The sequence below is a fragment of the [Limnothrix rosea] IAM M-220 genome (assembly GCF_001904615.1).
GTDB lineage: Bacteria > Cyanobacteriota > Cyanobacteriia > Cyanobacteriales > MRBY01 > MRBY01.
Window position 1 is genome coordinate 67,184 of the sequence record NZ_MRBY01000009.1, and the last position, 12,416, is coordinate 79,599.

At 44.9% G+C, this 12,416-nt stretch carries 10 protein-coding genes; 5 read left to right on the top strand and 5 right to left on the bottom strand.

Going from position 1 to position 12,416, the window contains the following annotated elements:
* Positions 1-108: 108 nt before the first annotated feature.
* From NIES208_RS05760 to NIES208_RS05770, 3 genes are all read left to right on the top strand, one after another.
* A complete protein-coding gene (locus tag NIES208_RS05760; protein ID WP_235641341.1) occupies positions 109-1,185 on the top strand; it encodes a Fic family protein in 1,077 nt (358 codons plus the stop codon).
* A 130-nt stretch (positions 1,186-1,315) separates the two neighbouring features.
* The gene (gene argS, locus NIES208_RS05765) at positions 1,316-3,073 is read left to right on the top strand and encodes an arginine--tRNA ligase (RefSeq protein ID WP_075890643.1); all 1,758 of its coding nucleotides are present in this window, start codon (positions 1,316-1,318) and stop codon (positions 3,071-3,073) included.
* Between the two features lie 533 nt (positions 3,074-3,606).
* Positions 3,607-4,443 carry a hypothetical protein gene (locus NIES208_RS05770; RefSeq protein ID WP_075890645.1) on the top strand — a complete coding sequence of 279 codons (837 nt, stop codon included), beginning with the start codon at positions 3,607-3,609 and terminating at the stop codon, positions 4,441-4,443.
* A 7-nt stretch (positions 4,444-4,450) separates the two neighbouring features.
* Here the strand turns inward: NIES208_RS05770 and bioF are convergent, their stop codons facing one another.
* The 4 genes from bioF to NIES208_RS05785 all read right to left on the bottom strand — a co-directional run bounded on the left by bioF (position 4,451) and on the right by NIES208_RS05785 (position 9,664).
* Positions 4,451-5,617 (bottom strand): 8-amino-7-oxononanoate synthase, encoded by a 1,167-nt coding sequence (gene bioF / locus NIES208_RS05775; RefSeq protein WP_075890647.1) that lies wholly within the window; start codon positions 5,615-5,617, stop codon positions 4,451-4,453.
* A gap of 104 nt (positions 5,618-5,721) precedes the next feature.
* Positions 5,722-8,673 (bottom strand): DNA polymerase I, encoded by a 2,952-nt coding sequence (gene polA, locus NIES208_RS05780; RefSeq protein ID WP_075890649.1) that lies wholly within the window; start codon positions 8,671-8,673, stop codon positions 5,722-5,724.
* Positions 8,673-8,843: a hypothetical protein gene (locus tag NIES208_RS18885; protein ID WP_171971726.1), complete on the bottom strand. Its 171-nt coding sequence runs from the start codon at positions 8,841-8,843 to the stop codon at positions 8,673-8,675. Before NIES208_RS18885 ends, polA begins: the two co-directional genes overlap by 1 nt.
* On the bottom strand, positions 8,813-9,664 hold the full coding sequence (locus NIES208_RS05785; protein WP_075890651.1) for a pentapeptide repeat-containing protein: 852 nt from the start codon (positions 9,662-9,664) through the stop codon (positions 8,813-8,815). Before NIES208_RS05785 ends, NIES208_RS18885 begins: the two co-directional genes overlap by 31 nt.
* Before the next feature lie 260 nt (positions 9,665-9,924).
* On the opposite strand from NIES208_RS05785, the gene NIES208_RS05790 reads away from it, so the two are divergent.
* Both NIES208_RS05790 and NIES208_RS05795 read left to right on the top strand, forming a co-directional pair.
* A complete protein-coding gene (locus NIES208_RS05790) occupies positions 9,925-10,491 on the top strand; it encodes a zf-TFIIB domain-containing protein (RefSeq protein WP_075890653.1) in 567 nt (188 codons plus the stop codon).
* 66 nt (positions 10,492-10,557) lie between these two features.
* Positions 10,558-11,853: an O-antigen ligase family protein gene (locus NIES208_RS05795; RefSeq protein ID WP_075890655.1), complete on the top strand. Its 1,296-nt coding sequence runs from the start codon at positions 10,558-10,560 to the stop codon at positions 11,851-11,853.
* Here the strand turns inward: NIES208_RS05795 and pgsA are convergent.
* Positions 11,752-12,294 (bottom strand): CDP-diacylglycerol--glycerol-3-phosphate 3-phosphatidyltransferase, encoded by a 543-nt coding sequence (pgsA, locus tag NIES208_RS05800; RefSeq protein WP_075890657.1) that lies wholly within the window; start codon positions 12,292-12,294, stop codon positions 11,752-11,754. The two genes, NIES208_RS05795 and pgsA, sit on opposite strands and share 102 nt — an antisense overlap.
* Positions 12,295-12,416 lie beyond the last annotated feature (122 nt).

Below are 12,416 nucleotides of genomic sequence, written 5' to 3' on the forward strand. Positions count from 1 at the left end.
ATCAAAGCACAGCCATATGAACAAAAACGATAATTAATAGTGCAGACGAATCGAGCAGGTCAATATATTCAGCAAATGAAGGGGTATCGAGCCTTCATCCCAAAACCTTTGCCACCAAGTCCAGAAATCATCATGGATCAGGAAATGTGGAATCTGCTTTCAGAAGCCGATAGAGCATTAGGTCGCTTAGATGGTTCAACAGATGCTCTCCCAAATCCAGATCTACTCGTTTTTATGTATGTACGTAAAGAAGCTCTACTTTCTAGTCAAATTGAAGGAACCCAAGCTTCATTAATGGATGTACTAGAATTTGAATCACAAACTTTAGAACCCAGTAACCCTCAGGATGTTGAGGAAGTCGTTAACTACATCGCAGCAATAAACTATGGTTTAGAACGCATCCACTCATTACCTATCTCTTTACGTTTAATTCGGGAAATTCATGGCAAATTGATGAAGGGGGTACGGGGTTCAAAACTTAGTCCGGGGGAATTCCGTAGAAGTCAAAATTGGATAGGATCGGGTGGTTGCACCCTTAATAACGCTAGCTATGTACCTCCTCCGCCAGATGAAATGCACCAATGTTTAACAAATTTAGAATCTTTTCTACACAGTTCGACTCCGATGCCAATCTTGATTAAAGTCGGATTAGCCCATGCTCAATTTGAAACGATACATCCTTTTTTAGATGGAAATGGTAGGGTCGGTCGGTTATTAGTAACGTTTCTACTTTGCGAGAAAGGTGTTTTACAAAGGCCACTACTCTATCTTTCTTACTACTTTAAAAAATATCGTAGTGACTACTATGATCTTTTGCAAAGAGTAAGGGATTTTGGAGATTGGGAAAGCTGGTTGAAATTTTTCTTGAAAGGTGTCGCTGTTACAGCTAATGAAGCGGCTAAAACAGCACGAAATATCGTTCATCTAAAAGAGACGAGTCGCCTTTTAGTTTTAGATGAAATGGGACGCAAATCTGGAAATGCGATCGCCTTATTGGAGACCCTTTATTTTAAGCCTATCTTTACTATAGACCATGCTATAGAAGTTACAGGATTGTCTTACACTAATGCGAATAAGCTTGTCAAAGCTCTTTGTCAACTTGATTTGTTGAGAGAGATCACAGGTCAAAAACGTAATCGGGCATTTTGCTATGATCCTTATCTCGAAGTTTTTCAAGACGATTGATTTAGTAAGATTTTTCTTATTTTTGCTTAACGAAAAAATCCATATAGTCAAATGAGATTGTAATAGAGTCTTTTTTTACTGCTTTCTAAATATCTATCTTTAATTTATATACAAAGACAACTGATTTTTTATGAAATCGATATTATCTCAACTAAAAAATGCTGTTTCTGATGCTCTTGTAAAAGCATTTGGAGAAGGCTGCAAAGATACAGATCCCCTCGTTGTGCAGGCTAGTAATCCGAAGTTTGGTGATTACCAATCCAACGTCGCTTTATCACTAACAAAACTATTAAAGAAAAATCCGAGAGTTATTGCCCAAGAGCTGATAGATGCCCTTGATGTGGCAGAGCTTTGTGAAACGCCAACGATCGCCGGACCGGGATTTATTAATTTCACCCTAAAGCCTAGCTACCTCGAAACCTTATTAAAAGAACTCCAACAGAGCGATCGCCTCGGTGTTGAAACCGTCGCAAATCCTCAGAAAGTAGTGGTGGATTTTTCTAGCCCGAATATCGCCAAAGAAATGCACGTCGGACATTTGCGCTCAACGATTATTGGGGATTCCATTGCGCGGGTGCTGGAGTTTCGCGGGCAAGATGTACTGCGTTTAAACCATGTTGGGGACTGGGGTACACAATTTGGGATGTTGATTACGTATTTAAAAGAAGCCTATCCCGATGCGCTAACGAAAGCTGATGCCCTTGATATTGGTGATTTGGTGGGGTTTTATAAGAAAGCAAAAATTCGATTTGACGAAGACGAAGCCTTTAAAGAAGCCTCTCGTAAACAAGTGGTGGCATTGCAATCTGGTGATGAGGAAAGTCGTCAGGCATGGCAATTACTTTGCGACCAATCCCGCCGGGAATTTCAGAAAATTTATGACACCCTCGATATCAAAATTACTGAACGGGGCGAATCTTTCTACAATCCCTACCTCGCAGACGTGGTCAAAGATTTAGACGAAGTGGGGTTGCTGGAAGAAGATGCTGGCGCGCAATGTGTTTTCCTCGAAGGTTTTAAAAATAAGGACGGCGATCGCCTACCGTTGATTGTGCAAAAATCCGACGGTGGCTTTAACTATGCGACCACCGATTTAGCCGCAATTCGTTACCGCATCAAAGAAGATGGCGCAGATCGGATTGTTTATGTTACGGATTCAGGGCAGGCGGGACATTTCGCCCAAGTTTTTCAGGTGGCAAAACGCGCCAACTTTCTCACCGATGACGTGGAAGCTGTCCATGTACCCTTCGGTTTGGTGCAGGGTGAAGACGGCAAAAAACTGAAAACTCGTTCCGGCGAAACCATTAAGCTAAAGGATCTTTTAGACGAGGCGATCATTCGTTCCCGTGCCGATATCGAAAAACGCTTAAAAGAAGACGATCGCCAAGAGTCACCGGAATTTATTGAGCAAGTCGCCAAAATTGTCGGTATTGGAGCCGTAAAATATGCCGATCTCAGCCAAAACCGTACTAGTAACTATATTTTTAGTTTCGATAAAATGCTGGCGCTCCAAGGCAATACCGCACCCTACATGCTCTACGCCTATGTTCGAGTTCAAGGTGTAAGTCGTCAGGGAGACATTGACCTCGCCAATTTGCCGACCGACACACCCATTATTTTGTCTGAACCCGCAGAACTCACCCTTGCCAAACATCTTTTTCAACTGGGAGAGGTTTTAGAAGTGGTCGAAAACGACCTCATGCCCAACCGCCTCTGCGAATATCTCTATGAACTCAGCCGTAAATTTAATCAATTTTACGAAGCTTGCCCCATCCTCAAAGCAGAAGGCGATCGCCGCACTTCCCGACTAATTCTGGCGGACACCACAGCGAGAACATTAAAACTCGGTTTGTCTCTCCTTGGCATCGAAGTCCTAGACAGAATGTAGGTTGAAATTTACCAACAACATTAAGAGACGTAAAGAACAAATTCCCTTTTTTGATATCTTTGGTAACTTATACATAAGGCGCAAATAAGAGCTTTGAAACAGCCCTTATCCATCGGAGAGATTGATGATCTGTGCCTCCTGATTCAATCTCACTCGGCAACCCTTCTCAACCCTTTGAACTTTTTTCGAGATAGACTCGGTTATACCACCTAACGGTATCGGGTAATTGAGCTATAATCACAGCCTGTTTGGCATATCTAAGAGAAGTGTTTTCTGAGTTTGTGTAAACCTCCATTTGTTGTTTGGTAAATCTTTTTTGTTAGTTAAATCAAAGCGTTGAGCCTACTCCCCTTGAGTAGGTTTTCGCTTGTTTGGGGCTATTGAAAATCATGCGGCGATCGCCATTTGTCCCTTGGTCATGGTCAGTAAATTTAAGTCACAACAAAGAGATTGCGAAAAAATCCTGCCATAGTCACGAATATCAAGTAAACAGACTAAAATCTTGAATAATCACACGAATTGTCTTGGTGTTTATGGAGCTTAGTGTTCAGCGTTTAGGTCAATTAAAAAGTTTTGGTTTGGCTGCCCTCGTTTTATCTTGTGGCGCGGCGATCGCCGTCCTGCAACAACACAGACTAGAGACCATCCAAAACGCTGATACCCTCACCCCTGAAATTGTGACTCGTCAAGCGAATGTCGAGAAGAACAATATCGAACTTTGGGAAAAGTTTCCTGCCTTTGGCTTCGATAATTTGCTCGGTAATTGGGCTTTCTTAAGATTTTTACAATACTTTGGTGATAGTGAAGCCCGGGCGATCGGGGACTATCGCCTCAGCGCAGATTTTTTTGACGTAGTCGTTGAGCATGATCCGTGGTTTACCGAAAGCTATTTTTATCTCTCTGGGAGCAGTTCCTTATTTGCGGGAACGCCTGAACGTACCGTTGAAATTTTGGAAAAAGGTTTAGCAGAAATGACACCATTGCAGCCCGATGGATCGCAATTTCTGTGGCGCATGAAAGCCATTGATGAACATCTTTTTCTGGGGGATATTGACAATGCCATTAAGTCCTATCTAACAGCTGCGGAATGGGCGGGTTACCATGACGATATGAAGAGTCGCGATGCAGCATCACGCTCAAGGGAAACCGCGGCTTTTCTGATCAGAGATCCCCGGAGTGTAAGAGCTCAGGTTACTGCATGGGTCACACTGTTGAGTAATTCCCGCGATAATGTGACGCGCCAAAGAGCGATTAATGAGCTGGAAAAATTAGGTGTTGAGCTACGGATTAATGACAATGGTTCGGTAACTTATAGCATTCCGGAAGAAGTATTGAATGCAGAAAAGGAAGCGCTCAATATTCAAGAATAACCATGCTTCAACTCGTCGGTAAATGGGTTTGCAAAATGTCGATCAAATTCTGCATTTGTTGGGTCGAATGGGTCGCCATTACGGATATACGAATACGGCTTGTGGGAACGGTTGGCGGACGGATTGCTGGGGCAAAAAAGCCTTTTTTAATTAATACTTGACCTAGGTTTAATGCTTGTTCTGGATTTTCTAAACCGAAACATAAAATCGCGGATTCTGAGGGGACAATTTCGGCTTTGCCCAATGCTTGTTTGAGTTGAGTGATATTTGTCCAAAGTTCTTGTCTTCGTCCCGATTCGGTTTGGATAATTTTAATGGCGGCGATCGCCGCAGCGGTGTCGGCAGGGGACAATCCTGTGGTGTAGATCCAAGTGGCAGCACGGTTCCGGAGAAAATCGATGAGTTTGGCTGAGCCAGCGACATAGCCCCCCAAACTGCCGAGGGCTTTACTGAGTGTGCCAATCTGAATAATCGGTTTGCCAGTGCAATTGAAATGTTCGGTGACACCTGCCCCCGTTTTCCCTAAAACGCCTGTGGCATGGGCTTCATCCACGAGGAGCATCGCACCAAACTCTTCGGCAAGTTCCGCCAATTGCGGCAAAGGGCACAGATCGCCATCCATACTAAAGACGCTATCGGCAGTAATCAGACAGCGGCGGTAATTTTGTCGGTGTTTAGCCAGTAATGCCCTGAGGGCATCGACATCATTATGGGGAAAATCAATACAGGTTGCGCCGCTAAGTTTTGCGCCATTTTTCAAGCTCGAATGATTATATTGATCGCTGAAAATTACATCTCGTTTATTCACGATCGCCGAAATTGTGCCTAGATTAGCGAGATAGCCCGAACTAAAAACAAGGGCATCTTCCGTTTGCTTGAGATCGGCGATCGCCCGTTCTAGTTCCCGATGTAAATCCCGATGACCACTGGTTAGACGCGAGCCAGTGCTGCCAGTACCAAACTCTTTTGTGGCTTTAATGGCCGCATTAATTAAGCGCTCATCCCCAGCCAATCCCAGATAATCGTTACTGGCAAAATTAACAACCTGTCGCCCATTTAGCTCTACAACAGCCCCTGCTTTTCCGGCGATCGCCTTAGTTTGCCGATACCAATTGGCCTTTTTGATGGTGCTTAGAGACTGATCAACCCAACCATAAATATCTTTTTGGGACATATAATCATTCCAGAAACTATGAAAATAACTAACAATTGAAAGTCCCCCTTAAAAGAAGGACTTAGGGGAATCCTACGCTTCGGGACAAATAAGAAAAGCCATTATTATTTCGCTTCCATCCAATTCGCACCGCGATTAATTTCGACCACTAAAGGTATGGATAAACTCACCGCATTTTCCATCGTCAATTTGATTTTTGCCTGCAATTCATCCCATTCTTCCGGTGGCATTTCAAACACCAATTCATCGTGGACTTGCAGTAATAATTTCGCTTCGTAATCCTTCAGCAACTCATGGATTTGAATCATGGCTACTTTAATAATGTCGGCGCTCGATCCTTGGATGGGGGCATTGGCTGCTGCCCGTAAAGCTTGAATATCGTTATAGTTTCTATTTTTTTTCTGAAGAACTTCTAGATCAATTGCCAATGGATCACTACCTTTTAATTTTTGCCATTCTTGACTTGCAAAATTGAAATTACGACGGCGGTTAAGAATTGTCGTGACATAACCCTGGGCGATCGCCTGTTTTTTTACCAGTTCAAGATATTCAAAAACCTTCGAGTAGCGCTCATGGTAACGCTCAATAAACTCTTTACCTTGGGATTTTGGCACACCAGCTTCCCGCGCAAAACGTTGGGAACCCATGCCATAAATTACACCAAAATTAATGATTTTTCCTAGCCGTCTTTCTTCCGTTGTTACGTCCTCTGGAGTATCTTTTTCAAAGATGAGTTGAGCCGTGACACGGTGCACATCTCCGCCCGTATTATAGGCATTTAAGAGCGTTGGTTCTTGACTTAAATGGGTCAAGATTCTCAGCTCAATTTGAGAGTAATCAGCCGCTGCTAAAATCCAGCCATCGCGGGGAATAAAAGCCTTGCGAATGCGCTTCGAAAATTCAGTTCTGATGGGAATATTTTGTAAATTTGGATTAGAAGAAGACAGTCGCCCAGTCGAGGTTATTGTCTGGTTGAAATCAGTGTGAACACAACCTGTTTTTTTACTAACGAGGGTCGGTAACGCATCCACATAGGTTGATTTCAGTTTCGCTAGGGTACGGTATTCCAAAATGTAGTCAATGATTTTATGACTGGGATGATTAGTCTGGGAATGCAACTTTTCGAGGACTGCTTGATTGGTGGAATAAGCACCTGTTTTTGTTTTACGAACGCCTTTCGTATCAAAGCCCAATTCGTCAAATAAAACCTCTCCGAGCTGTTTGGGAGAGTTGAGATTAAACCGACGACCAGCAATATTTTCGACCCGCTCTTCGTACTTTTCTAAATCTTCCCCTAACTCACTAGATAATTCTTGAAGATAATCCAAATCGATACGAATACCGTTGCTTTCCATCTGATATAAAACTGGCTCTAGAGGTAGCTCAACTTCCCGCAGCAATTTATCAACATCTTCGACTTTTTCTAATTCATCTTTTAATTTTTCAACTAAAGCATAGGTCGTATAAACATCTAAGCCGCAATAGTTCGCCGCAGTGGGAATATCTAGATCGGCAATCGTTTGTTTTTTCGTTAACCCTAAATCTTTATAACTCTTGGCAACAATATTGCCGATGTAGCGCAGGCTCAAGTCCGTTAGATTATGTTTTGATTCTGGCTGTAGGACATAACTCGCGAGCATCGTATCAAAGACAACACCGTTTAGATCTAGGCCTTGATGATTGAAAATGGCACGGTCAAATTTGGCATTTTGAAAGACTTTTGGATATTTTTTATCGGCCAGAATGGGTTGTAGTGCTTGATAGATTTCCTCACGAGGTAACTGCTCACCCGCGGTATGGGAAACGGGAATATAGGCAACATCTGTTGGCTCTAACCCCCATCCACAACCAATGCCTACTAAATCGACTTCTCTGGGATCAAGACCAGTGGTTTCGGTATCCCAAGCGACGGGATCATTGGCATCGGTTTTGGTTTTAAGGAGGTTAACTAAGTCGTCTAATTTTTTAGGGGTATCAATAATTTGTGGTTTTAAAAAGTCTTCGGTAATGGCAGGTTCAGCTGATTTTGATGCTGTTGTTTCTGTTGCTGGACTGGCAAAAATTGAAAGCTGTTCATTGCCTGCGGCGTTGATTTGGCTATTATCGAGATTTACGGCAGCGGGTGCAGGAATTTCAATTGTTTCTGCTCCAAAGGTTTGCTGGAGTTTGCCAATATTTTGAATGAATTTTTTTAGTTCGAGTTTTGTTAAAATCTCAACAGCTTTATCTACTTCAAAACCTTTTAGATGGAGCTCGTCTAAAGGAATATCAAAGGGTGCTTCGAGGGAAATCCGTGCTAGTTTTTGGCAATGGTAGGCGCTTTCTTTGTCTTCGATGAGTTTCTTTTTTGTTGCGCCTTTGATGTTGTCGAGGTTGGCATAGATATTATCGAGGGTGCCAAATTCTTTGATGAGTTTGATCGCTGTTTTTTCGCCGATACCTTTAACGCCTTTGTAGTTATCGGATGAGTCTCCGGCGAGGGCTTTAAAGTCGATTACTTGCTCTGGTAAAACGCCTAGTTTTTCTTCGACGGCTTCTGGGTCAAATTCTTGGTAAGTGCCGCTTTTCACGCCGCGGGTATCGAGGTAAAGAATGCTGGTATTTTTTTCTGGGCTAACGAGCTGAAACAGGTCGCGATCGCCGGTCAAGATTTTCACTTGTTGTCCGGCTTCACTAGCGTGGTGGGCGAGGGTCGCGAGAACATCGTCGGCTTCATAACCCTCGGCTGTGACTTGGGTGACATTGAGGCTGGTGAGGAGTTCCCGTAGATTAAGGTAATCCGGCACAAAATCATCGGGAGTTTCACTGCGGTTGGCTTTGTAGTTTTCGTCGGCATCGTGGCGGAAGGTCGGTTTGGGCAGGTCAAAGGCGATCGCCACACTAGTAGGTTTTTGATTTTCGATGACCCGTTCGAGCGCATTCAGAAAACCGTAGCAAATACTGGTGGGAATCCCGGTGGAAGTGCGTAAAGCCCCGCTTCTGGACTTGGAAAAGGCGTAGTAGCAGCGAAACGCCAAGGAATGTCCATCGATAAGGAGTAACAGGGGCTTAGTCATTAAAAATTCTCGTCGCAAATCAGTCTGTTTTGATCTTCCCACAGCTCCGACTTTTGATCACTGCAATTCGTCGGTTGGGCAATAAAGAATTTGGCGGCGATCGCCTGACCTGTTGTTTCTGAATATCGATTATTTGTTTTCAGTGATCCTTTAGATAGTCCATAAGCCACAGCCTAAACCCAAAGGCACCGAAAGATTTGTCTGGTCTGCCGGGCGATCGCCGGGACGGTTCATCGAAAATATAATCACACTTTACCCCTTGGAAATCGCTTGAACGGCTAATTCGCCACTGCTCTACGCAAGCCCCCGTCAAAATTGATCGTCGGAAAGTCGTATGGTGGGCGATCGCCTTAGAAAGATTAGCAGTTGTCAGATTCGCCTCAGAAAAATCCGCCCCCGTTAAATCCGTTGCCTGTAAATTCGCATTTTCGAGATTCGCCTGTTTTAGATTTGTACCCCGTAAAATTGCCCCTCGGAGATTTGCATTAGTGAGAATTGCTTGCTTCAAATTTGTGCCGATGAGTTTTGTTTGCACCAAAGTTGCATTAGCAAGATTTACCGCCGTTAACCTCGCCGCCCCCAAATCCGCCGCCGTTAAATCCGTTGAAGCAAGATTCGCTTGAAAGAGCCTTGCGCCCATCAAATTTGCCCGCACCAGATTCGCCGAAGCTAGAGTTGCCCCCGTCAGGTTTGCCCGCGATAAATTGGCCGCCAATAATTTCCCATGGGACAGCAAAGCCTCCGCCAGATAAGCCGCAAACAGATTAGCCCCCCGCAGAATTGACCCCCGAAAATCAGCACCCGTTAAATTCGCTTCCGAAAAATTTGCCCCCGTCAAATTCACCACGATTAGATCCGCTGCCGCCAAATCTGCTCCGGCAAAATCTCCCCCCGACAAATCCAGCTCAATATTGTCATTCGCACTGCGCCATTGATTCCAAGCCGTAACATCACTTTTTAGGAGCTGTAGCTGTTCCGATTTTGTCAGCATCTACCATTTTGCCCTTTGTTGATGGCGGCATGGGGGGGGAGTCTGCATAGTATGGCGTGTTTAATGTCTGTAAACGGTAACGATTTGACCGAAACACGCCGTCATTTATAAATTCATCTATAAATTTTCAGGAGGATTTCCCAAAGTTTATATCCAGCCAAGATTTAAATCACTCATTTGCAGGTGAAGTCGGACTTGATTTTCTTGGGCGATCGCCTTGGGATAGGATATGACGAGAGAAAAATGGAGGAAAAACTCGCGTGCAATGTCCAAAGTGCCGAGAAATTGAATTAACAGATTTCGATCTAGGCGAAGAACTGACCAGCTACCACTGCGAGCAATGTGAGGGGGATTGGCTGTCGGGCGAACGCTACCAAGCTTGGCAACAGACCCAAGACCGCCCCGCCATCGTTAACACAACCCTGAATCTAAAATCGGACTTTAGCCCCGGCGAAACTGACAGTAAAGCCGCCCTTTGTCCCGAATGCCGCCGCTATTTATCCCGCGCCAAAATTCCTGTGGTGACACCGTTTTATTTGGAGCGTTGTCCAGAGTGCAACGGCTTCTGGTGCGATCGCCAAGAATGGGATATTTTGCAGAAGCTGAGCCTCCACACCAGTCTCGAATATATTTTTACCAGCGAGTGGCAACACAAAGTCCGGGAACAACAGCATTCCGTCAGTGAGCGCCAAGCTTTAATTCAAAAACTAGGACAGGATCTAGCAACTGAAGTTTTTGATCTAGAGGAAAAATTAGCTGCGACAAAAGATGGGGATTTTGCAGTGGCCTATCTCGCCCGTCGCGTCACAGAAAGCCAAGAATCCTAAAATTTTTCCGAGGAATAGGGAAGTTGAGCGGTAGGATCTGGAGGCGATCGCCCCTGTTCCTAGCCCATGAAACACCTGCATCTTTTTCCCGACAACCGCTTACCACTCTTCGCCGAGCTGGGCATTTTTCTCTATCCCATTGCACCGGGTCTAGGCGCGATTTTCCTCGGCATCCAACTCATCCGCTCCACAAAACATTTTAACAAGCAGCTACTTCGGGAGCCAATAACGTGGTGCTTTGGCGGCATTAGTGTGTGGCTATTTTTTGTTACAGCATTGTCGCCATACCGAGTTGATTCGCTACTGGGCATGGCAAATTATTTGCCCTTTTTTCTGTTTTTTCTCACCTTTAGCCATCTTCTAAATCGTGCGGATTATTTGGCGAGAATGGCATGGCTCTTTGTGTTGCCTTCTAGTGCGGTGGCGTTGCTGGGCTTGGGAGATTTATGGCTCGGTTGGCAGACTCCCGACTTTATTTGGTCGCTATTCGGCTGGGAGTTGACGGGGGTCGGCAATCCGGCGGGTCGCGTCGCGTCAACGTTTATGTATGCGAATATTTGTGCTGCCTATTTATTGATGTGTTTTCTCTTGGGAATCGGGCTATGGCTCAGGGATTTTCGCTGGCAAAATTTTACAAAGTCAAAGCTTTTTCTCTACCTCAGCTTTACCCTCTTCATTGATTTTGTCGCGCTCATTCTAACGAACTCCCGTAATGTGTGGGCGATCGCCTTTCTGGGAATTTTAGTTTATGCCTTGTATATCGGTTGGTGGTGGATTTGTGCCTTTGCGGCGGGCTTTCTCGCAGCAGTTTTAGGAGCTTCCTTTGGCCAAGAACCGTGGCGGGATAGTTTACGGCAGGTGGTTCCCTACTATTTCTGGGGTAGATTGTCTGACCAGATGTATGCAGATAACCGCGCGACAGAATCTCTACGTATTACCCAATGGCAATTTTTGGGGGAGATGATCCGGCAACGACCGTTGACTGGGTTTGGCCTCCGCAGTTTTACGCCAGCCTATGACGCGGCAATGGATAGATGGCTCGGTCATCCCCATAATCTTTATTTCATGCTGACTTCGGAAATTGGGATTCCCGTGGCGGGATTTTTTATTGGGCTAATCGGTTGGATTTTGGCACAGGGGGCGATCGCCTGGCGCGGATTAAAAAATAAATCCGACAAGCTTATTTTGTTTAGCTATCTCGTGGCCTTCGGCGGTTATAGCCTATTTAATCTGCTGGATGTCACAGCGCTCGACCTGCGGCTAAACACCTTCGCTTGGCTGCTCTTGGCTGGCATCTGGGGTTTGGGGCAACAGGTAAATAACGCCAGAAATCAAAGTCAGAGCGACAGCAGCCCAGAATAAAACGAGAGCCACCATTGCACCCGTTTCATTAATGGGATAAATCAGCAGGGCGATCGCCGCAATTTGCGTGACAGTTTTGGCTTTGCCCCAGATGTTTGCCCCTTGAATTTTTTTCGTGCCAGTGACCCGCCAGCCTGCAACGGTCAATTCCCGCGCAATGATGAGAAACACGCCCCATGCCGGAATCTGTTGCAGATGAATCAATGCGAGTAAGGGCGCAGTCACCAAAAGTTTGTCGACGAGTGGGTCAAGAAATTTGCCTAAGTCCGTCACTTGATCAAGTTTCCTTGCCAGATAGCCGTCTAGCCAATCCGTTAAAGCCACTACTAGAAAAATGGCGATCGCCCACAAGCGCTGCTGTTCAGTGGGATTTTCCAGCAAAATCAATAAAAAAGGCACACCAACGAGTCGGGAAACCGTGATCCAAGTGGGTAAATTCATATACACTCATCTGAACATTCGCCGCATTTATCATGTCATATCCTTAATTTAGAAGCCGCTATACACCGCTAAAATCTTTTTATTTGCTACTTTTTACCACCGATTCCGTTTCCTTCCCATTG

Coding starts and splice junctions, on each gene's coding strand:
- NIES208_RS05795 (WP_075890655.1), top strand. CDS start 10,558: ATGAAACACCTGCATCTTTTTCCCGACAACCGCTTACCACTCTTCGCC.
- NIES208_RS05770 (WP_075890645.1), top strand. CDS start 3,607: ATGGAGCTTAGTGTTCAGCGTTTAGGTCAATTAAAAAGTTTTGGTTTG.
- polA (WP_075890649.1), bottom strand. CDS start 8,673: ATGACTAAGCCCCTGTTACTCCTTATCGATGGACATTCCTTGGCGTTT.
- argS (WP_075890643.1), top strand. CDS start 1,316: ATGAAATCGATATTATCTCAACTAAAAAATGCTGTTTCTGATGCTCTT.
- bioF (WP_075890647.1), bottom strand. CDS start 5,617: ATGTCCCAAAAAGATATTTATGGTTGGGTTGATCAGTCTCTAAGCACC.
- NIES208_RS05785 (WP_075890651.1), bottom strand. CDS start 9,664: ATGCTGACAAAATCGGAACAGCTACAGCTCCTAAAAAGTGATGTTACG.
- pgsA (WP_075890657.1), bottom strand. CDS start 12,294: ATGAATTTACCCACTTGGATCACGGTTTCCCGACTCGTTGGTGTGCCT.